At 68.2% G+C, this 22,140-nt stretch carries 16 protein-coding genes and 1 pseudogene; 7 read left to right on the top strand and 10 right to left on the bottom strand.

Annotation, left to right across the window (positions count from 1 at the left end; all coding sequences use genetic code 11):
- Positions 1-14: 14 nt before the first annotated feature.
- The 7 genes and pseudogenes from MAA44156_RS12715 (at position 15) to MAA44156_RS12745 (ending at position 11,263) form a co-directional block, all read left to right on the top strand.
- Entirely contained in the window at positions 15-3,023 is a 3,009-nt protein-coding gene (locus MAA44156_RS12715; protein ID WP_080555735.1) for an MMPL/RND family transporter, read from the top strand.
- 40 nt (positions 3,024-3,063) lie between these two features.
- Positions 3,064-4,194, top strand: a complete 1,131-nt coding sequence (gene pe / locus MAA44156_RS12720) for an acyltransferase PE (RefSeq protein WP_011724324.1) — start codon at positions 3,064-3,066, stop codon at positions 4,192-4,194.
- Positions 4,195-4,242: 48 nt separating this feature from the next.
- Positions 4,243-5,979, top strand: coding sequence for an AMP-binding protein (locus MAA44156_RS12725; RefSeq protein ID WP_023879862.1), 1,737 nt, complete (start codon positions 4,243-4,245; stop codon positions 5,977-5,979).
- A gap of 40 nt (positions 5,980-6,019) precedes the next feature.
- Positions 6,020-6,670, top strand: coding sequence for a GAP family protein (locus MAA44156_RS12730; protein WP_023879861.1), 651 nt, complete (start codon positions 6,020-6,022; stop codon positions 6,668-6,670).
- Between the two features lie 66 nt (positions 6,671-6,736).
- Entirely contained in the window at positions 6,737-7,792 is a 1,056-nt protein-coding gene (locus MAA44156_RS12735; RefSeq protein WP_009976011.1) for an NAD(P)H-dependent amine dehydrogenase family protein, read from the top strand.
- Positions 7,793-7,893: 101 nt separating this feature from the next.
- Complete coding sequence (locus MAA44156_RS12740) at positions 7,894-8,361, top strand: MmpS family transport accessory protein (RefSeq protein WP_003875890.1); 468 nt, start codon at positions 7,894-7,896, stop codon at positions 8,359-8,361.
- Positions 8,358-11,263: pseudogene (locus tag MAA44156_RS12745) on the top strand (MMPL/RND family transporter). Before MAA44156_RS12740 ends, MAA44156_RS12745 begins: the two are co-directional and overlap by 4 nt.
- Before the next feature lie 9 nt (positions 11,264-11,272).
- Here MAA44156_RS12745 and MAA44156_RS12750 read toward each other — a convergent pair.
- The 10 genes from MAA44156_RS12750 to MAA44156_RS12795 form a co-directional block, all read right to left on the bottom strand.
- Positions 11,273-12,106 carry a DegV family protein gene (locus MAA44156_RS12750; protein WP_011724320.1) on the bottom strand — a complete coding sequence of 278 codons (834 nt, stop codon included), beginning with the start codon at positions 12,104-12,106 and terminating at the stop codon, positions 11,273-11,275.
- An 8-nt stretch (positions 12,107-12,114) separates the two neighbouring features.
- A complete protein-coding gene (gene octT / locus MAA44156_RS12755; RefSeq protein WP_009976005.1) occupies positions 12,115-12,864 on the bottom strand; it encodes a diglucosylglycerate octanoyltransferase in 750 nt (249 codons plus the stop codon).
- Entirely contained in the window at positions 12,854-13,528 is a 675-nt protein-coding gene (gene gpgP, locus MAA44156_RS12760) for a glucosyl-3-phosphoglycerate phosphatase (protein WP_009976003.1), read from the bottom strand. The genes octT and gpgP overlap by 11 nt, the downstream gene beginning before the upstream one ends.
- Positions 13,525-13,920, bottom strand: a complete 396-nt coding sequence (gene rsfS, locus MAA44156_RS12765; protein WP_009976001.1) for a ribosome silencing factor — start codon at positions 13,918-13,920, stop codon at positions 13,525-13,527. The genes gpgP and rsfS overlap by 4 nt, the downstream gene beginning before the upstream one ends.
- Complete coding sequence (nadD, locus tag MAA44156_RS12770) at positions 13,917-14,585, bottom strand: nicotinate-nucleotide adenylyltransferase (protein WP_023879858.1); 669 nt, start codon at positions 14,583-14,585, stop codon at positions 13,917-13,919. The genes rsfS and nadD overlap by 4 nt, the downstream gene beginning before the upstream one ends.
- Before the next feature lie 133 nt (positions 14,586-14,718).
- Positions 14,719-16,167 carry a vWA domain-containing protein gene (locus MAA44156_RS12775; RefSeq protein ID WP_009975998.1) on the bottom strand — a complete coding sequence of 483 codons (1,449 nt, stop codon included), beginning with the start codon at positions 16,165-16,167 and terminating at the stop codon, positions 14,719-14,721.
- A 10-nt stretch (positions 16,168-16,177) separates the two neighbouring features.
- On the bottom strand, positions 16,178-17,053 hold the full coding sequence (locus tag MAA44156_RS12780) for an AAA family ATPase (RefSeq protein WP_003875882.1): 876 nt from the start codon (positions 17,051-17,053) through the stop codon (positions 16,178-16,180).
- 33 nt (positions 17,054-17,086) lie between these two features.
- Positions 17,087-18,394, bottom strand: coding sequence for a glutamate-5-semialdehyde dehydrogenase (locus MAA44156_RS12785; protein WP_009975995.1), 1,308 nt, complete (start codon positions 18,392-18,394; stop codon positions 17,087-17,089).
- Positions 18,395-18,458: 64 nt separating this feature from the next.
- Positions 18,459-19,862 carry a mechanosensitive ion channel domain-containing protein gene (locus MAA44156_RS12790; protein ID WP_009975993.1) on the bottom strand — a complete coding sequence of 468 codons (1,404 nt, stop codon included), beginning with the start codon at positions 19,860-19,862 and terminating at the stop codon, positions 18,459-18,461.
- Complete coding sequence (locus MAA44156_RS12795; protein WP_009975992.1) at positions 19,862-22,057, bottom strand: adenylate/guanylate cyclase domain-containing protein; 2,196 nt, start codon at positions 22,055-22,057, stop codon at positions 19,862-19,864. Before MAA44156_RS12795 ends, MAA44156_RS12790 begins: the two co-directional genes overlap by 1 nt.
- Positions 22,058-22,140: the final 83 nt, after the last annotated feature.

The raw sequence follows: 22,140 nt of genomic DNA on the forward strand, positions 1-22,140 counted from the left end.
GGGATGAGGTCGAGATGCGCCGGATAGCCGATTTCGTGGTGCGCTGGCCCTGGCTGGTGATCGGGTTCTGGGCGGCATTGGCGGTCGCCCTGCCGCTGGCCTTCCCGTCCCTGGCCGAGATGGCCCAGAAGCATCCGCTGGCGATCTTGCCGGGCAACGCACCGTCCAATGTCGCCGCCCGCCAGATGACCGAGGCGTTCCACGAATCGGGCTCGGATGACCTGCTGTTGGTGGCGTTGACCGACGAGAAGGGTCTGGGCCCCGCCGACGAAGCCGTCTACCGCAGGCTGGTGGACGCGCTGCGCCGGGACACCCGTGACGTGGTGATGGTGCAGGACTTCATCAGCGCGCCGCCGCTGCGTTCGGCCGTGACCAGCAAGGACCGCAAAGCCTGGGTACTGCCCGTCGGCATCGCGGGCGAGTTGGGCACCCCGCAGTCATACGCGGCGTTCAACCGGATCGCCGGCATCGTCAAACAGACCCTGGAAAAACATGAAAACGGTCCGGCCGCAACGTCTTTGACGGTGAGCCTCACCGGCCCCGCGGCGACCGTCGCCGACCTCACCGTCGCGGGCGAGCGGGATCGACTGCCGATCGAGCTGGCGATCGCCGTTCTGGTGCTCGTCGTCCTGCTGGTCGTTTACCGCAGTGCGGTCACGATGCTGCTGCCGTTGGTGACGATCCTGTTGTCGCTGGTGATCGCGCAGGCGGCCGTGGCGGGCTACTCGCAATTGACGGGCTCGGGCGTATCCAACCAGTCCATCGTGTTCCTGAGCGCGATCATGGCCGGCGCCGGGACGGATTACGCCGTCTTTCTCATCAGCCGCTATCACGACTTTCTGCGCCGGGGGGACGATTTCGATCAGGCGGTCAGGAAGGCCCTGATCTCGATCGGCAAGGTGATCACCGCGTCGGCCAGTACGGTCGGGATCACGTTTCTGCTGATCGGCTTCGCCCGGATGGGCGTGTTCAAGACGGTCGGGATCTCGTCGGCGATCGGGATCGGCGTGGCCTTTCTCGCCGCCGTGACGTTGCTGCCGGCCATCATGGTGCTCGCCGGGCCGCGGGGTTGGATCAGGCCGCGGCGCGAACTGACCACCGGGCTGTGGCGGCGTTCGGGCATCCGCATTGTGCGCCGGCCGCGGGCCCACCTGGTGGCCAGCGTGCTGGTGCTGATCATCCTGGCCAGCTGCGCGGGCCTGGTGCGCTACAACTACGACGATCGCAAGGCGTTGCGGCCGTCGGCCCCGAGTTCGGTCGGCTACGCCGCGCTGGAGCGCCACTTCCCGGTGAATCAGTCCATCCCGGAGTACATCCTCATCCGGTCACCGCACGACCTTCGTACCCCGCAGGCCCTCGCCGACCTGGAACAGCTGGCCGATCGAGTCAGCCAACTGCCGAACGTCAGCGTGGTCAGCGGCATCACCCGCCCCACCGGGAACGTGCCGGAGCAATTCCGGGCCACGTATCAGGCCGGCGCGATCGGCAGCATGCTGGCCGGCGGGTCCACCATGATCAACGACCAGACCGACGACCTCAACCGCCTGGCCCGGGGGGCCGGCACCCTGGCCGACAACCTCGGCGACGTCCGCGGCCAGGTCAACCAGCTCGCCGCCAGCGTGCGCGAACTGGAGAATGCGTTCTCGTCGACGAAAAACCAGTACAGCGGCGACGCGCTGGTCAACCAGGTCGACATCGCGGCCCGGCTGGTCGACCACGTCAACTCGCTCAGCAACGCCATGGGGTGGAACTTCACCGCCGCCAAGAACATGTTCGCCTGGATCGGCCCGGTGCTGGCGGCGCTGCAGGGCAACCCGGTCTGCGACGCCGACTCGTCGTGCAGCGCCACCCGCGCGACGTTCGAGCAATTGGTGGGTCCGCGCGGTCAGGCCGACCTCGACGCGATCGATGACCTGTCCCACCAACTGCAGGCCTATCCCGACAAACGGGCCCTGAAAGCATCCACCGACCGGCTGCGCAACGCCTTCGCCAAACTCAACGACGTGCTGCGGGCGATGGGAATGGATCGGCCCGGCGGCCTGCAGTCCAACCTGACCACCCTGCAAAACGGCGCCGACCAATTCGCCGGCGGCAGCCGGCAGGTGGCCGACGCGGTGGCCCAACTCGTCGACAAGGTCAAGCAGCTGGGCGCGGGGCTCAGCGAGTCGGCGGCGTTTTTGTTGTCGTTGAAGCACGACGCGGCCCACCCGGCGATGGCCGGGTTCAACATCCCGGCGCAGCTGCTGCGTCTGCCGCAGTTCCAGGAGGCCGCCAAGGTGTTCATCTCACCCGACGGCCACTCGGTGCGGTACCTGGTGCAAAGCAAACTGAGCCCGTTCAGCACCCAAGCCGTGGATCAGGTCGACGCGATCACGGCCACGGCCCGGGGCGCCCAGCCCAATACCGCCTTGGCCGATGCCGAGGTGTCGATGGCCGGATACACCGTCGGCCTCAAAGACACCCGGGACTACTACCAGCACGACATCAAATTCATCATCGCGGTCACCCTGCTGGTGGTGCTCCTGACGTTGATGGCGCTGCTGCGCGCGATCGTCGCGCCGCTGTATCTGGTTGCCACCGTGGTCATTTCGTATTTGTCGGCGGTGGGCGTCGGCGTGTTGGTCTTCCAATTTTTGCTCGGCCAGCAATTGCATTGGAGCGTGCCGCCACTGGCGTTCGTGGTGCTGGTCGCGGTGGGTGCCGACTACAACATGCTGCTGGTCTCCCGGATGCGTGACGAGTCGCCGCACAGCATGCGCTACGGCATCATCCGCACCCTGAGTTCCACGGGTGGAGTGATCACCGCCGCGGGTCTGATCTTCGCGGCCTCGATGTCCGGTCTGCTGTTCTCCAGCATCGGCACCGTGGTGCAGGGCGGTGTGGTGATCGGGGTGGGGATCCTGCTGGACACCTTCCTGGTGCGCACCGTCACCGTTCCCGCCATCGCGGCGCTGGCCGGACGGGCCAACTGGTGGCCGTCACGCATTGCCGTCCGGCGGAACCCGGTTAGCGGGCAGCCATGACGTATGTGAGACTAGAGAAGCCGACGGGTCAGGAGTAGGGATGAAGCAACTACTCGCAGGAGTGACGGCGCTGTTAAGTGTCAGTACCGCAGGGTATTTCGGCATCGGTACGGCAGCGGCCGACGGCGGGCCCATCGGCGGACCGCCCACCCCGGGCGCGCCGGGCGACCAGACCGCCTACGCTCTTGGCGGCGCGCACGTGTTGGGCATCCCCTACGACCAATACATCCGTATGGAGGGCGCGGACTGGTTTCCCGGCCAGCAGCGCCAAATCGTTCGCTACCCGGCCGGGCAGGTGCAGGGACACGTGCTCGAGCGACTCTTCCCGGGCATCGGCAAGCTCGACGAATCCTTCCCCGGCCTGGGCATGGACGGCCCGAGCGTGGGCGAATCGGTCGCCGAGGGGATCGACAATCTCGATGCGGCGATTCGCACCACCGGGCGCCCCGGCACCGCGATCGGCCTGTCGGAGGGCGCGTTCGTGGTCGACGGCGAGCAGGCCCGATTGGCGAACGACCCCACCGCTCCCCCGCCGAACACGCTGAACTTCGCCACGTTCGGCGACCCGATCGGGCGGCACGCCTTCGGTCAGAGCTTTCTGACCGCCATGTTCGGAGTCGGCAGCGTCGTTCCCGCACTGGACTACACCATGCCGCCGCCGTATGAGAGCCAGTACGACACCAACAGGTTCGTCGCCGCATACGACTCGATCGCGGACTTTCCCGATCGGCCGGACAACATGTTCGCGCTCGCCAACACGCTGATGGGGCTGGCGACGGGTCACACCGCGGTGGCCTTCACCAATCCGAGCATGGTGCCGCCGCAGAACATCAGAACCACGATCAACTCCCGTGGCGCCAAAGACACCACGATCATGATCCCGGAAAAGCACCTTCCGCTGGTGATGCCGCTGAAATACATCGGGATCGACGAAAACACGCTGAACAAGCTCGATGCGATCCTGACCCCCCGGGTGAACGCGGGCTATTCACGCAACGACGACCCGGCGACCGCCCCGGTGCAGGTGGACCCGGTGCACGGCTTCGACCCGGCCGAGGTCACCGCGCCGGCCAACCAGGCGACGTTCGGCGGCGGCGCCGACCCGCTGTCGCAGATCATGGCCGGGGCCATGTCCGTGTTGTCGCACGGCGCGGGCGAAGCCGACCACTGACTCCGAGCACGAAAAACCGACTATCAGTACGGACGTGATGTGATGCCTATGTCCCAGTCATCTATTCTGTCGATGCTGCACGCACGGGCCAGCCTGCGTCCCGCTGACATCGCGTTCACCTTCACCGATTACGAGCGCGACTGGGCGGGTGTTCGGGAGAGCCTCACCTGGTCGCAGTTGTCGCGCAGAACCATCAACGTGGCGCGCGAGCTTCACCTTCATGGTTCGGTGGGAGACCGGGCGGTAATCCTTGCGCCCCAAAGCCTCGACTACATCGCGGCGTTCCTCGGCTCGATGCAGGCCGGGCTCGTCGCGGTTCCACTCCCGTTGCCGCACCGCGGCTCGAGTCATGAGCGGGTCAGCGCGGTGCTTGCCGACACCTCGCCGTCCGTCGTCCTGACGACGTCCGCGGTCGCCGAAGACATCACCGAATACGTGGACAAGGCCTGCCTGGACGCAGTTCCGAAGATCGTCGAGATCGATTCGCTGAACCTCGACGTCGACGGCGGACCACACGTGCGGGCGGCCGACCTGCCCAGCGTCGCCTATCTGCAGTACAGCTCGGGTTCGACGCGGCAGCCCACCGGGGTGATGATCTCGCACCGCAACCTCAAGGTGAATTTCGAACAGTTGATGCGCGGCTTTTTCGCCGACGCCCACGTCAAGGCCCCCTCGGATCTGACCATCGTGTCCTGGCTGCCCTTCTACCACGACATGGGTTTGGTGCTCGGGGTCTGCGCCCCGGTCCTGGGTGGCTACCGGGGCGAGTTGAGCAGTCCGCTTTCGTTTTTGGAGCGGCCGGCCCGATGGGTGCAGGCCCTGGCCAGCAGCCCGCACGCGTGGTCGGCGGCACCTAACTTCGCCTTCGACTTAGCGGCCCGCAAGACAACCGACGGCGACCTGGCCGGCCTGGACCTCGGTGGCGTGCTGGGCATCATCAGCGGCGCCGAACGGGTGGAGCCGGCCACCTTGCAACGCTTCGTTGATCGGTTCGCGCACTTCAATTTTCGCGACGAGATGGTGCGTCCGTCGTACGGCTTGGCGGAGGCGACCGTCTTCGCGGCGGCCGGCACCTGGAATGAATCGTCGGGAGCGGTCCGCTTCGATACCGACGAACTGTCCGCCGGACGCGCCCGGCGGTGCCCGGCCGGGTCCGGCACCGCGTTGGTCAAATACCAAGTGCCGCAGTCACCGACGCTGCGCATCGTCGACGGCGACACCCACCGGGAGTGCCCGCCCGGCGTGGTCGGCGAGATCTGGGTGCATGGCGAAAACGTGGCCGACGGCTACTGGCGCAAGCCGCCGCACGAACAGTCCTGCTTCGGCGCCTCGCTGCGGGATCCCTCGCCCGGCACGCCCGGCGGGCCCTGGCTGAAAACCGGCGATCAGGGTTTCCTTTTCGACGGCGCGCTTTTCATCGTCGGCCGCATCAAGGACCTGCTGATCATCAACGGCCGCAATCACTATCCCGAGGACATCGAGGCGACCGTGCACGAGATCACCCGCGGCCGGGTCGCGGCAATATCGGTCCCGGCCAACGGCACCGAAAAGCTGGTCACCATCATCGAATTCAAAGAGCGCAGCGATTCGGCGGACACGTCGCACCGAATCGCGAGCGTCAAAAGCGATGTCACGGCGGCGATATCCAACGCGCACGGCCTGAACGTCGACGACGTCGTGCTGGTATCGCCCGGATCCATTCCCACCACGACGAGCGGCAAGATCCGCCGCGCCGGCTGTATCGAGCAGTACCGTCAGCGGCAATTCACCCGGTTGGACAGCTGAGGGAGGCGCTCGCCGATCGGGCCGCCTCACAGGCATATCGATGTTGATCACCGTGCTGGTCATGGCCGCGGCCGTCAGCGTCGAACCGTTCCGCATCGGCATGGCCGTGCTGATGATGACGCGGCCCAGACCGGTGCTGCAGTTGCTCGCGTTCCTGGCCGGCGGCTTCGCCATGGGCATGACGGTGGGCCTGGTGGTGCTGTTCCTGCTGCGGCGGGTGCTGCTGGGGTCCAGCTACTTCACCGTGCCGAAGGTTCAGCTGCTGATCGGTGTGCTGGCGCTGCTGGTCGCGGCGGCGCTGGCGGTGGACGTCCCCCGCTGGTTGGGTTCGCGGCCCGCCGCGATGGCGCGGCCGGCCCAACGATTGCTGAACGGCGACTCGTTGTCGGTCGCGGGCCTCGCCGGCCTCGGCATCGCGTTGCCCTCGGTCGACTATCTCGCCGCGCTCGCCGTCATCGTGGCCTCGGGCGCGGCGGCCGCGACGCAGGTCGGCGCGCTGCTGCTGTTCAACGTCGTGGCCTTCGCCCTCGTCGAGATTCCGCTGCTGGCCTATCTGGTGGCGCCCGCCAGAACCGCCGCGTCGATGACGGCCTTGCACAACTGGATTCGATCGCGCCGCCGACCTCAGGTCGCCGTCCTGCTGGCCGCGGCCGGCTGTGTGTTCCTCACGGTCGGCGTGACCGGACTTTGAGGCCCGGCGCGCGGGCGCGGAGCCGGGATGAACATAATGAGGCAATCGCACGGCAAAGGAGCCCCGATGAGCAAGCCAAGCACCACCCGTCCGCTGCGGGTGATCCAGTGGACCACCGGCAACATCGGGCGGCGTTCGCTGCATGCCATCATCGGCCGGCCCGACATGGAACTGGTCGGGGTCTATGCGCACGGCGCCGAGAAGGTCGGCGTCGACGCCGCCGAGCTGGCGGGCTGGCCGGAGCCGACCGGGGTGGCGGCCACCAACGACATCGACGCGCTGCTGTCCCTGGGCGCCGACGCGTGTTGCTATAACCCGTTGTGGCCCAACGTCGATGAGCTGGTGCGGCTGCTGGAGTCGGGCGTCAACGTGTGCACCAGCGCGGCCTGGATCACCGGCGGCAAGCAGACGCCCGAAGACCGTCGGCGCATCGAAGAGGCCTGCCGGAAGGGCAATTCGACGATCTTCGGCAGCGGCGCACATCCGGGCATGACCAACATGGTCGGCATGGTGCTGTCCGCGTCCTGCGAGCGGGTCGACGAGATCCGGATCACCGAGTCGGTGGACTGCTCCACCTACGAATCGGCGGAAACCCAGACGGCCATGGGGTTTTCGCAAGACCCCGACACCCCGGGCCTGGCGGAAAGCGTGCGGCGGGAAAGCGAGGTGTTCGCCGAGTCGGCGGCGATGATGGCCGACGCGATCGGGGCGAAGCTGGACAAGATGACCTTCGACGTCACCTTCACCGCGGCCACCGGCGACTCCGACCTGGGCTTCATGAAGATTCCGGCCGGCACGGTCGGCAGCGTCTACGGCTATCACCGCGGCTGGGTCGGCGACCGCAACGTCGTCAGCGTCGGGTTCAACTGGACCATGGGCGAACACGTGGTGCCGCCCAAACCGCTCGAGCACGGCCACGTCATCCAGGTGTTCGGGCTGCCCAACATGCGCACCGTGCTGCACTGCCTGCCGCCCAAGGACTGGACCGAACCCGGATTCATGGGGCTCGGCATGATCTACACCGCGATGCCGGTCACCAACGCGGTGCCGGCGGTGGTGGCGGCCAGACCGGGGATCGTGACGCTGGCGGATCTACCGCCGGTCACCGGCCGGCTGGGCTGACGCCTATGCCGTTCGCCACACCGGACGGCCCCCGGGAGGAACGCTTGCGTGCACTAAGGTTAGGATGCCTAGCTGAGGTGAGCTTTGCGGAAGGCGGTCAGGTGGTGGCTGGTCCAAACTCAGAGAGCCGCCCAGGCGTCCTGAGCCGCGCGCGCAAACAAGCGTGGATACCGCTGGTGTTGGTGGTCGTGCTGGCCGTCTCGGCGCTGATCGTGTCGCGGTTGCACAAGATCTTCGGGTCGGAGGATCTCAACGCGAACGCGGGCAAGGGGATCGAAATCGTGCAGTTCAACCCGAAGGTCGTCGTCTACGAAATCTCCGGCGCGCCCGGCAGCACGGCCAACATCAACTACTGGGACGAGAACGCCAACACCCATCAGGTCAACAACGCCCCGCTGCCCTGGTCGACCACGATCTCGACCACGCTGCCCTCGGTGAGCGCCAACATCATGGCCCAAAGCGACGGCAGCACCATCAGCTGCAAGATCACCGTGGACGGCGTCGTCCGCGACAACCAGAACTCCGACGGCCATAACGCCCAAACCTTCTGCCTGGTGAAGTCCGCATGAGCGACGCGAGCAACAAGACCCAACCCGACCTGAGCGCGGCCGACACCGGTCCGATCAACGTCAAGGGGCTGTCCAAGGCCGAGCGGGGCCACCGGCCCTACCTTCCGCATGCGATCCGCATCTTCGCGGTGCCCATCATCCTGGGCTGGTTGTTCGTCACGGTGCTGGTGAACGTCATCGTGCCGACGCTGGAAAAGGTCGGCGAGGCGCACTCGGCGCCGATGACACCGCTCGATGCGCCGTCGATGAAGGCGATGATGCGGCTGGGCCACAACTTCCACGAGTTCGACTCCAACAGCACCGTGATGATCGTGCTGGAGGGTCAGCAGCCGCTGGGCCCCGACGCCCACAAGTACTACGACAACCTCATTCGCCAGCTGCGCCAGGATCCCAAGCACATCCAGCACATCCAGGACTTCTGGGGCGACCGGCTGACGGCCGCGGGGGCGCAGAGCGCCGACGCCAAGGGCGCCTATGTGCAGGTGAACCTCGCCGGCAACCAGGGCACCACGCTGGCCAACGAATCCGTCGACGCCGTCCGCAAGGTCATCGACGAGAACAAGGCGCCGCCCGGCGTCAAGGCCTACGTCACCGGCCCGGCGGCGCTGTCCGACGACATGCACATCATCGGTAACGCCAGCCTGGCCAAGATCACGCTGTTCACCCTGGGCGCCATCGCGATCATGCTGCTGCTGGTCTACCGGTCCATCGTGACCACGCTGGTGCAGCTGTTCATGACCTTCGTCGCGTTGGCGTGTTCACGGGGTGTGGTCGCGGTTCTGGCGTATCACAACGCATTCGGCCTCACCACCTTCGCCGCCAACATCCTCACCATGCTGGCGATCGCCGCGGGAACCGACTACGGCATCTTCCTGATCGGCCGCTATCAGGAGGCGCTGGCCGCCGGCGAGGACCGGGAATCGGCGTACTACACCACGTTCAAGGGCGTCGCCCCGGTCGTGTTGGGGTCGGGCCTGACGATCGCCGGCGCCACCTACTGCCTGAGTTTTTCGCGGCTGCCGTGGTTCAACACCATGGGTGCGCCGGTGGCGATCGGCATGCTGGTGGTGGTGCTGGCCGGCGTCACGCTGGGCCCCGCGGTGGTCTTCGTCGGCAGCCGGTTCCACTTCTTCGAACGGCAGGCCAAGCGGGGTCGGCTGTGGCGCCGGGTAGGCACGGCCGTAGTGCGTTGGCCGGCACCGGTTTTGGCGGTCAGCGCCGCGGTGGTGCTGGTCGGCATGATCGCCCTGCCGAGCTTTCACACCAGCTACAACGACCGGCACTACCTGCCGCTGTCGGCCCCGTCCAATCAGGGACAGGAGGCCGCGAATCGGCATTTCTCCGAGGCGCGGATGAACCCGGACCTGTTGATGATCGAATCCGACCACGACATGCGCAACCCGGCCGACATGCTGGTGCTGGACCGGGTGGCCAAGAACGAGATGCGCACGCTGGGCATCGCCATGGTGCAGGACATCACCCGCCCCTGGGAATCCCGATCCAGCACAGCTCGATTCCGTTCCAGAACAGCGTGCAAAGCCAGACGACGATGCAGAACATGGGCTTCCTCAAGGAGCGCATGAACGACATCCTCAAGATGGCCGACGACCTGCAGACCCAGATCGACACCACGCAACGCCAATACGAGGTGTCGATGGATCTGGCCAACGCCGCCGACGACAGCGCGAAAACCACGGCGGTGACGTCGCAGATCACCGACAGCCTGCGCGACCACATCGCGGACTTCGACGACACCTTCCGGCCGATCCGCACCTACTTCTACTGGGAGAAGCACTGCTACGACATTCCGGTGTGCATCGGGCTGCGGTCGCTGTTCGACACATTCGACGGGTTCGACCAATTGGCCGAGCAGTTCCACTATTTGACGACCGACATCGCGCACACGGCCAAGGCCTCGCGCGACCTGACCGCGCTGTTCCCCACCCTGATCACCACGCTGAAGACGACGCGGGGCATCACCCTGACGCTGTATCAGACGTTCAAGGCGATGATCGACCAGATGGAGGCGATGAGCAACACCGCCGTCGTGATGGGTCAGAGCTTCGACGCGTCGAAGAACGACGACTTCTTCTACCTGCCGCCCGAGGCGTTCGACAACCCCGACTTCCAGACGGGCCTGCGGATGTTCCTGTCGCCCGACGGTAAGTCGGCGCGGTTCTTCATCACCCATCAGGGCGATCCGATGTCGCCGGAGGGGATCAAGCGGGTCGACGCCGAACGCACCGCCGCGCAGGAGGGGCTGAAACAGTCCTCGCTGTCGGATGCCCGGGTGTATCTCGGCGGTACCGCCGCGACGTTCAAGGACATGGCCGACGGCGAGAAGTACGACCTGATGATCGCCGTGGTGTCGGCGCTGACGCTGATCTTCATGATCATGCTGCTGCTGACCCGAAGCGTGGTGGCCGCGCTGGTGATCGTCGGCACCGCGGCCAGCTCGATCGCGGCGTCTTTCGGTCTGTCCGTGCTGATTTGGCAGGACCTGTTCGGCATCCGGATCCACTGGATCGTGGCGGCGCTGTCGGTGATCATCCTGCTGGCCGTCGGATCGGACTACAACCTGCTGCTGGTCTCCCGGTTCCGCGAGGAGATTCACGGCGGGCTCAAGACCGGCATCATCCGGTCGATGGCCGGCACCGGCGGGGTGGTGACGGCCGCCGGCCTGGTGTTCGCCTTCACCATGGCGGCCATGCTGGGCAGCGAGCTGCGGGTGCTCGGCCAGTTCGGGTCCACGGTGTGCATCGGTCTGCTGCTGGACACGCTGATCGTGCGCACGCTGTTGATGCCGTCGATCGCCACCCTGTTGGGCCGCTGGTTCTGGTGGCCGATGGTGGTGCACCCGCGGGGTGACAACGCGCGGCGGCCGGTGCCGGCGTCGTCGTAGCGCGCGGGCCTAGGACCCCGGCTGCTGCACGACGACCGCGACGGCGCCCGCCCCGACGTGCAGCGCCAGCACCGGGCCCAGCTCGGTGATGATCGCCGGGTCGCACGCCGGCAACCGCTCGCCCAGCGCGGCGGCCACCTCGGCGGCACCGCCCGGGTTGTCGACGTGGTGCACCGCCAGCGCGGCGGCGCCCTCGCCGACCACCTGACAGACCCGATCGATCATCGCCTCGGTCGCGTGACCGGCGGTGCGGACACGTTGGGCCAGAACGAGTTTCCCGTCGTCGATGCGCAGCAGCGGCTTGAGCGCCAGCGCGGTGCCCAGCCAGGCCGCCGGGCCGCCGATGCGCCCGCTGCGGCGCAGGTTGTCCAGCCGGTGCACCACGATGAAGCCGTGCCCGCGGGACACGGCGGCGCGGGCGGCGTCGGCGACGGCGTCCAGCTGCGCGCCGGCGGCCGCCGCCCGCGCGGCGGCCAACGCGACGAAGCCGGTGCCCATCGCGGCCGACTTGGAGTCGACGACGCGTAGGTTGGGGTCCAGGTCGGCCGCGGTACGTTCGGCGGCCCGGCAGGTCCCGGACAGCGCCGACGAGATGTGCACCGCCACCACGCCGTCGCCGCCGCTGTCGGCCAGCGCCTGCTGGTAGGCGTCGGCGAGTTCGGCCGGGGTGGCCGCCGCGGTCGTCGCCGCGCGCTGGTGAATGTCGGCGGGCACCTCGTCCACACCGTCGCGCAGATCGGTGCCGTCGAGCAGGATGTGCAGCGGGACGACGCGTATCCCCCACTGCCCGAGCAGGTCGGCCGGCAGACGCGCCGACGAGTCGGTGACCACCACGACAGCCACGAGCGCCGCTACCGTTTCTCGGTGGGCGGCACGGTGTTCGGCAGGGCCTCGGCCAGCGCCTTGAGCATCAACTCCGCCACCGCCTGGTGGGCCTCGAAGTTCCAGTGAATGCCGTCGGGGTTTCCCCGCCCGCTCATGATGTGTTCTGCCACAGCAGCTTTCAGATCCACCAGCGGGATGTCGTGGCTTTGCGCCCATTCGGTGATCGCGGCCGCGGTGGCGGCGCGGCCGTGGTGGGCCCTGCCGTAGGTGTCGGCGATGTGCACCGAGGGCAGCGACGCCACGATCGGGATGCCGGGGCGGTTGAAATCGATTGCGCCGCGGGTCTGTTCGAGGTAGTCGACGCTCAGGTGCGGGGGCAGGGCGGAGCGGGCCACCGGGGAGAGCCTGGGCTGCAGCCACCCGTAGCCGTCGCGGACCCAGCGCCGCAGCCGCGGCGGACGCACGTAGCGGATCAGCTCGCGCAGCGCGGTGGGCAGCACCGACGGCAGCGAGTCCATGCCGCCGGTGGCGAAGATGACCGCACCGGCCCGGGGCAGCGCCGCCCACGCCCGCGGGTCCTGGGTCGCTGCCCACCACACGTCGCGGCACGTCCAGCCGATGCGGCCGATCAGTTCTACATCCCAATCGAGTTGGGCGGCAACGATGTTCGGCCAGATCCGGGGGTCGTCGGCGGGCAGCCCCCCGGTGGGCCCGTAGTAGGCCAGCGAGTCGGCGAAGATCAGCAGGGTGGGCCGCGGCCGCTGTTCAGAGGACATCGTTGGCAACCTGCGCCGAGGCGTTCCACACGTCCAAACGCCAACGGATGTCGTCGAATTCGTCGGCGGCATCGTCGGAATGGCCGGACAGCTGCACCCAGCTGGCGTTGCCCATGCCGCCCAGCATCGGCCAGTTGGGCACCGGAAGCTTCAGCAGCGCCGCCGACAGGGCGGCAATCAGACCGCCGTGGGCCACCAGCACCACCGGCCGATCCGGGCCGTCGGGATCGCCCCATTCCGGTTCGCCGGCCACCAGTTCGGCCACCACCGGCACGCTGCGGGCCGCGGCGTCGACCCGGCTTTCCCCGCCGTGCGGCGCCCAGGTGGCGTCTTCGCGCCAGGCCAGGCGGGCGCCGGGGGCTTGGGTGTCCACCTGGGTGTGGGTCAGGCCCTGCCAGTCGCCGAGGTGGGTTTCCCGCAGCCGCCGATCCACCCGGATGGGCAGGCCGGTCCGCTCCCCCAGCCGGACCGCCGTGTCGTAGGCGCGGTGCAGGTCCGACGACACGATCAGCAGGGGCTGCGCCTTGCCGAGCACCTCGGCGGCCGCGACCGCCTGCGCCCGCCCGAGTTCACTGAGCTCGGAATCCAATTGGCCCTGCATGCGGCTGCCGGCGTTGAACTCGGTTTGCCCGTGCCGCAACATGATCAGCCGACGAATCTTCATGGCGTGCCCGCGTCGCCGGGGTCGTGCCGATCCTCGTCCAGGTTCACCGGCACCACCGGGCAGTCACTCCACAGCCGGTCCAGGGCGTAGAAGTCGCGGTCGTCCTGGTGCTGGATGTGGACCACGATGTCGCGATAGTCCAGCAGCGTCCAGCGTCCCTCCCGAGCGCCCTCGCGGCGGGCGGGCTTGTAGCCGGCCTTGCGCATCTTCTCCTCGACCTCGTCGACGATCGCGTTGACCTGTCGCTCGTTGGACGCCGAGGCGATCACGAAGCAGCCGGTGATGGCCAGTTGGGCGGAGACGTCGATGACGACGACGTCGTCGGCGAGCTTGGCGGCGGCGGCGCCGGCGGCCACCGTGGCCATGTCGATGGCTTCCTGCGTGGCGCTCATGGGTGATCCCCTGTGCTCAGGCTGGTTTCGGTGACGGCCACCGCGGGCCCCGGCTCGGCGCGGTAGAGCCGACGCTTGGACACGTACTGCACCACGCCGTCGGGCATCAGGTACCACAGCGGGCGGCGGTGCGCGGCGCGCTGACGGCAATCGGTGGACGAGATGGCCAGCGCGGGGATCTCGACCAGGGTCAGCGCGTCGTCGGGCAGCTCACCCAGCACACCGGTGATGTGTTCGCGGCGCAGCTCGTAGCCGGGGCGGCTGACCCCGACGAAGTGGGCGAGCTCGAACAGCGTCTCCCAGCCCTGCCAGGACAGGATCGAGGCCAGCGCGTCGGCGCCGGTGATGAAGAACAGCTCGGAGTCCGGGTTGAGCGCGTGCAGGTCGCGCAGGGTGTCCCGGGTGTAGGTGGGGCCGGCGCGGTCGATGTCGACCCGGCTCACCGAGAACCGGGGATTGGACGCGGTCGCGATCACCGTCATCAGATAGCGGTCCTCGGCCGCCGAGACGTGCCGATCCTTCTGCCAGGGCTGCCCGCTGGGCACGAACACCACTTGGTCGAGGCCGAACAGGTCGGCGACCTCGCTGGCGGCAACCAGGTGGCCGTAATGGATGGGATCGAACGTCCCACCCATCACTCCCAACCTGCGAAGCTGCTTTTGCACGATGTGCCAGCTTACTTGAGCCGGTGACCTGACCCGATTTTCCAGCCCGCCGCTCTCGGCTGCCGAACGTCACGCCAGCGTGACCGGCGCCGCCGAGCGTCACGCCAGCGTGACGCCGGGCGGGAACGGCGCCTCACACCGGCAGCAGCTGGTCGATCACCGCGGCGAGCTGCTTGGCGGACCGGCATTCGTGCATCGGGATGACCTGTTGGTAGCGCGGCACGGCCGAGTCGCCGCTGCCCCACAGATGCTTGGGCTCGGGATTGAGCCAGTGCGCGTGCCGGCTGGCGGTCACCATGTGGCTCAGCAGCTCGACCTCCGGGTTGCGGTAATTGGTGCGGCCATCGCCGAGCACCAGCAGCGAGGTGCGCGGGGATAGCACGTTGGGGAACTTCTGCTCGAACGACGCGAACGCGTTGCCGTAGTCGGAATGGCCGTCGCGGCTGTAGACGCCGGCCTCCCGGGTGATGCGCTGGATGGCCACGGCCAGGTCGGCTTCCGGGCCGAACATGTGGGTGACCTCGTCGGTGGTGTCGATGAACGCGAACACTCGTACCCGGGAGAACTGTTGGCGCAGGGCGTGCACCAGCAGCAGGGTGAAGTGGCTGAACCCGGCGACCGAGCCGGACACGTCGCACAGCACCACCAGCTCCGGGCGGGCCGGGCGGGGCTTGGCCAGCACCACGTCGATCGGCACCCCGCCGGTGGACATCGACTTGCGCAGCGTCTTGCGCAGGTCGATCGTTCCGGCCCGGCTGCGCCGGCGGCGGGCCGCCAGCCGGGTGGCCAGGGTGCGGGCCAGCGGGGCGACGACCCGTTGCATCTGGCGCAGCTGCTCACCGGAGGCACGCAGGAACTCGACGTTCTCGGAAAGCTGTGGGATGCCGTACATCTGGACGTGATCGCGGCCCAGCTGCTCGGCGGTGCGCCGCTTGGTTTCCGCGTCGACCAGCTTGCGCAGCTGGGTGATCCGCTGCGCGGCAAGGGCTTTGGCGATCTCCTCCTGGGTGGGGGTGGGTTCGTCGCCGTACGGGGCGAGCAGCCCGGCCAACAGCTTGCCCTCGAGTTCGTCCAGCGCCATCGCCTTGAGCGCCTGGTACGACGAGAACGACGGGCCGCGGCTGGAGCTGTATTTGCCGTAGGCCTCCACGATCCGGGCGATCATCGCGACCAGGCGCTCGTCCATGTCGGCCAGATCCGGGTTCTCGGTCAGCAGGTCGAGCAGCATCTCGCGCATCGCCTCGACGTCATCGGGCGGCAACGCGTCCTCGCCGGAGCCCGGCCCGGCGTCCTCGTCGGTGACCACCGCGCGGGCGCCCAGCGCCGCCGGGAACCACAGGTCGAACATGGCGTCATAGGTTTCGCGGTGATCCGGCCGGCGCAGCACCGCGCACGCCAGGCCCTCGCGCAGCACCTCGCGGTTGCCCAGGCCGAGCGTGGCCATCACCCGGCCGGCGTCCACCGTCTCCGACGGGCCGACCGAAATCCCCGCTCCGCGAAGGGCTTCCACGAACCCGACCAGGTGGCCGGGCAGCCCGTGCGGGGCGAGCGGCCGGGATGGTCGGATGCGGCGGGTGGCCATGGCGGTGTTCCTAATTCAGCCGCAGCTCGCCGGTTGCGCGCTGCTGGTCGGATTGATGCTTGAGGACCACGCCCAGCGTGGCGGCGACGACGGCGTCGTCGATGGTGTCCAATCCCAGCGCCAGCAGCGTGCGTCCCCAGTCGATGGTCTCGGCGATGGACGGCACCTTCTTGAGCTGCATGCCGCGCAGCACCCCGATGATCCGGACGAGCTCGTCGGCCAGATGCGCGGGCAGCTCGGGGACCCGGGACAGCAGGATGCGGCGTTCCAGGTCGGGACTGGGAAAGTCGATGTGCAGGAACAGGCAGCGCCGCTTGAGCGCCTCCGAGAGTTCGCGGGTGGCATTCGAGGTCAGCACCACGAACGGGGGCCGCTCGGCGGTCAGCGTGCCCAATTCCGGGACGGTGACGGCGAAATCGGAGAGCACCTCGAGCAGCAGGCCCTCGATCTCGATGTCGGCCTTGTCGGTCTCGTCGATGAGCAGCACGGTGGGCTCGGTGCGGCGGATGGCGGTCAGCAACGGGCGCTGCAGCAGGAATTCCTCGCTGAACACGTCGGTCTTGGTTTGGTCCCAGTCCCCGGAGCCGGCCTGAATTCGAAGTATCTGCTTGGCGTGGTTCCACTCGTAGAGCGCCCGCGCCTCGTCCACGCCCTCGTAGCACTGCAGGCGCACCAGACCCGAGCCGGTGGCCTGGGCCACCGCGCGGGCCAACTCGGTCTTGCCCACCCCGGCCGGGCCCTCGACCAACAACGGCTTGCCGAGCCTGTCGGCCAGGAACACCGCCGTCGCGGTGGCGGTGTCGGGCAGGTAGCCGGTCTCGGCCAACCGCCGCGAGACGTCGTCGATGTCGGCGAACAGCGGCCTGGGCCGGGCGGGCACACTCACAATCGGTTCTCCTCAAGCACTTTCGGATGCGGATCAGGCCGGACGGGTCTGTCCGTCTCCCCACGCAATCCATTTGGTCGACGTCAATTCGGGCAGCCCCATGGGACCGCGGGCGTGCAATTTCTGGGTGGAGATGCCGATCTCGGCGCCGAACCCGAACTGCTCGCCGTCGGTGAACGCGGTGGACGCGTTCACCATCACCGCGGCGGCATCGACACCGTCGGTAAACCGTTGCGCCGCAGCCATATTCGTCGTGACGATGGCCTCGGTGTGCCCGGTGCCGTACTCGTTGATGTGGGCGATCGCGGCGTCGACGCCGTCGACCACCGCCACCGCGATGTCCATCGACAGGTACTCGCGCCGCAGGTCGTCCTCGGTGGCGTCGCGGGCGAAGCCGCCGTGCACGGTCACCCCGGCGTCCTGCAGCGCGGTCACGAGCCGGGGCAACGCCTCCTCCGCGATGGCGGCGTCCACCAGCAGCGTCTCGGCCGCATTGCAGACGCTGGGCCGGCGCGTCTTGGAATTCAGCAGCACGCGCTCCGCCACCTCCAGGTCGGCGCCTTCGTGCACGTACACGTGGCAGTTGCCCACCCCGGTCTCGATGGTGGGAACCTGGGCGTCGCGCACCACCGCGTTGATCAGGTTCGCCCCGCCGCGCGGAATCACCACGTCCACCAGGCCGCGGGCCTGGATCAGGTGCGTCACCGTGGCGCGGTCGTCGGCCGACAGCAGCTGCACCGCGTCGGCGGGCAGGTCCTCGCTGACCAGCGAGGCCCGCAACACCTGGACCAGCGCCTGGTTGGACCGCGTCGCCGAGGAGCTGCCCCGCAACAGCACCGCGTTGCCGGACTTGAGCGCCAAACCGAACGCGTCCACGGTGACGTTGGGCCGGCCCTCGTAGATCATTCCGACCACGCCGAGCGGAACCCGCTGCTGGCGCAGCTGCAGCCCGTTCGGCAACGTGTAGCCGCGCAGCACCTCCCCGACCGGGTCGGGCAGCCCGGCCACCTGGCGCAGCCCGGCGGCGATGCCCTCGACCCGCTTGGTGTCCAACGCCAATCGGTCCAGCATGGCGCTGGGCGTGCCGGCAGCCCGGGCCGTCTCGAGGTCCTCGGCGTTGGCCGACAGGATCAATTCGGCGTGGCCGGCGATCGCATCCGCGGCCGAGCGCAGCGCCTGGTCCTTGGCGACGGTGGGCAACAGCGCCAGCACCCGGGAAGCCACCCGGGCGCGCCGCGCCGCGTCGTGCACCTCGCGGCGCAGGTCGACCGCGCGGGGTGCGGCCCGGCCCTGCGGGCGCGAGGTGCCGCCACCGCTGCGGAATGGTGCTTGCAGACCCATTGAACCAGGGTATCGGGCCGCAAACGCCCGGGTGAGGCGGCCCGCTGCCGGGCCCGGCCGGCCCCTAGCCGACCCGCTCGCCGCGCCGGGCGCCGCGCACCTTGCTGCGGCGCTCCTCGAGGATGCGGCCGAAGTTCTGCAGCAGCGCCGGGGCCCGTGTCACCAGATGCTCGATGTGTTCCCGGTCGATCTCCAGGGCGGTGACCTCCTCCAGCGCGTACGCGCTGGCCAGGTTGGGTTGCCGGGTCAGCGCGGTCAGCCCCAGGAACTCGCCTTCGGTCAGGGTGCTGACCGGAACGACGGTCCCGTCCTCGGCCGTCGCGGTCAGCTGCACCCGGCCCGACACCAGAAACGTCATCGCCGACGGCACCTGACCGGCGTCCTCCACGATCTCGTCGGCGCCGTACCGCACGATCCTGGCCGCCGACCGCAGCGACCGCTGCTCCTCGGTGCTGAGCCGCAAGGCCGCCGCGACGACCGTGTCCAACGCGTGCTCCACGCGTTGCACCGTGGAGAAATCGTCGTCGGCGCCGTCGAGGTGCAGCTCCTCGCGCCGGGCGGCGTACCAGGCCCAGCGCAGGAAGGTGGCCTTCGCGGCGCCGGCGTCGGCGGGTGAGTCCAGCCAGATGACGGTGCGGTACCCGGCGGCGCCGACGGGCACCGTGCGGGTGACGGTGCCGGGTTTGACTTGCGGCAACGCGCGGGCGACCCGGGACAGCGTCGCGCACACCCGGTCGGGCGCGTCGGCGGTGGAGAACGTGGTGTCGATCGCCACCTTGTGCGGTCCGGGCGGTCGGCTGAGGTTGATGAACGACGTGGTCGCCAGCATCGAGTTCGGCATGATGCGGATCCCGGCGCCGGTGTCGATGTGCACCGAACGCCAGTTCACCTCGACGACGCGCCCGCTGGTGGTTCCGGTGTCCAGCCAGTCGTCGATCCGGAACGGCTGCTCGAACAACATGAACAAGCCCGAGACGATCTGGCCGACGGAGTTCTGCAGCATCAGGCCGATGACGACCGAGGTGATGCCCAGCGCGGTGAACAGCCCGCCGATCCGCACACCCCAGATGTAGGACGACATCACCGCCAGCCCGACGCAGATCAGGGCCAGCCGGGCGACGTCGATGAAGATGGTGGGAAGCCTTTTGCGCCAACTCTTTTCGGGTGCGCGTTCGAACACGGTCGCGTTGAGCCCGGACAGCAGCAGCACCAACACCAGCAGGCCGAAGGCCGTGGTGAGGATCCGCACCGGGATGTGGCCGGCCGGAATCCCGGACGCCTGAACCAAAAACAGCAGCAGCGCACCCAGCGGCAGCAGGTAGTTGCGCAGCAGGCCCACCTGCCGGGCCAGCGGGCTCTGCCTGCGCAGCAGGGCGTCGTGGATCTCGGTGAGCGCGATCATTCCGATCGGCAATCCGATCGCGATTCCGATCGCCCAGTAGAACCACGACGAGCCGAAGGCGTTCATCAGCGCTCCAGCAACCGGTAGATGGCCTGGTCGGTCCCGCCGACCGAGATGGTGCCCGCCGGGGCGAACTGCCGAACGTCGCGCATCGCCTCGTACACCTGGGAGCTGACGTAGATCCCGGGTTGCGGTGAGCCGCTGTGCATTTGGTAGGCCAGGCTGACCGCACCGCCCCACATGTCGTAGACCAGGCCGGAGCGGCCCACCAGACCGCTGACGACGTTGCCGGTGTTGACGCCGATCCGCAGGCCCAGCTGGTGGCCGGTCTGGCTGTTGAACCGGTCGATGATGCGGCCGATCTCCAGCGCGAAGTCGACGGCGCGGTGAATGCTGTCCAGTCGCGGTGTGACCACCCCGCAGCTGGCCAGATAGCCGTTGTGGAAGGTGCGAATGCGTTCCACGCCAAGGGTTTCCGCCGCCGAGTCGAACTGGCGGAAGAGTTCGTCGACGGTGCCGACCAGCTGGGCCTCCGGCATCTCGGTGAACAGCTCGTCCAGGCCCACGATGTCGGCGTAGATGATGGCGACGTCCTGGTGCTTCTGGGCGATGGTCTCCTCGCCCTCCCGATAGCGTTGCAGCACCGACTCGGGCATCAGCGCCAGCAGCAGGCGGTCGTTCTCCCGGCGCTGCTCGTTGAGCAGCTCTTCCTTGATCGCGAGGTTTCGGCTCATCTCGTTGAAAGCCGCTGTCAGATCACCGATCTCGTCGCGGGCCCGGACGGGAATGTTGATGTCGTAGTCGCCGGAGCTGATCTTGCGGGTGCCCTCCTCCAGTCGCCGGACCGGGCGCACCGCCGCCTGGGCGACGAACATCGACGCCACGCAGATCACGAAAATCATTGCGGTGACCGCGATCACCAGGTTCTTGCTGAACCGGCCCAGCCGCGCGAACGCATCGGAGTTGTCCCGCGTGGCCAGGATCGACCAGTGCAGGTCGGAGTTGGGGATGTTCAGCGGGGCGTAGGCCTCCAACTCCCGGTTGCCCATGTAGTCGGTGGCGGTGACCACGCCCGTCTCGCCGCGCTGGGCCGCGCGCAGGCCCGCGGTCGCGACGGGCTGCACCAGCGTGGTGCCGCCCAGGTGGATCGCGCGGTCCACGACGTCCGGCGGGGTGCCCGCGTCGATGGCGTCGCGCCGGTATTGTTGCGGATCCTCGACGAAAACCCGCGAGTCGGAACGCATCAGATCGTCCGGGCCGGCCAGGTAGGTCTCGGTGGCCGGGCCCATCCCGGCGGCTTCCCAGTGACCGCCGGCGGTCATGATCTTGTTGATCTTGGCGGCCGGCACCGGCAGGGCCATCACGCCCTCGATCCTCCCGTTCATCCCGACCGGGGACACCACCCATGCGGTCGGGGCGTCGAGTTGCGGCTGGTAGGGCTGGAAGTCGGTGATCCACACGAAGTCGACGTCGTTGGAGGCCAAGGCTTTCTGGTAGGCCTCGCGCAGCTTCGATTCGCGGTACGGGCCGGTGAGGATGTTGGTCCCGAGATCGGGGCCCTTCATGACGCTGTAGACGACGTTGCCCTGCGTGTCGAGCAGCAGCGCGTCGCGGTAGTCGAAGCGGGTGGCGATGTCGCGGACGTAGAAATCGAAGCGGGCGTTGGCCGCCGACCATGCGCTGCCGTCCCCGGCGTCCTGCACCGGCAGCGAGTCGGGGGTGGGCCGGGGCGCGGCGGTGTAGTACGCCTGAACGTATTTCTGTGCATTGGAATTCGGCAGCACCGCATTGATGTCGATGCTGTCACCGGTGGCGTGTTTGATCGGTTTGAGCATCTGGTTGTCGTAGTAGTTGACCAGCTGCTGCTGTTGGGCCGGCGTGATGGTCGCATTGGCCAGTTGGGCGAAGCCGGTGGTGAGCGCCGCGGTCGCCTCGTTGATGGTGAAACCACCGCTCCAGACGATCAGTGAGTTCGTCACCTCCCGAAACAGCGCCTGCACCGCGCGCTTCTGCCCCTCGCGCAGCTCGATCAACCGCTCGGACTCGACCTGCCGCAACGCGTTGCGCCCCGACACCGCGCCGATGAGCCCGATCACCGCGACCCCCAGGATGCTCGACAGCAGCATGGTGATCAGGATTTTGGACTGGATGCCGAACCGGAACCGGCTACGCAGCGGGGTTCGCCGGGTGCGCTTTGCGGGTTGCGGCGCCGGGGCGGGCGCGATGTCCGATTCGGCGTCGGTGAGTTCGCTCGTGGTCAATCGTCTGCCCTTTTCTCGCGGGAGAAGCGCGCCTAACGCAGCAGACTAGCGTGCCGACACGCGGATATTGACCGTTTGCCGTG

The organism is Mycobacterium avium subsp. avium (genome assembly GCF_009741445.1).
Taxonomy (GTDB): Bacteria; Actinomycetota; Actinomycetes; order Mycobacteriales; family Mycobacteriaceae; genus Mycobacterium; species Mycobacterium avium.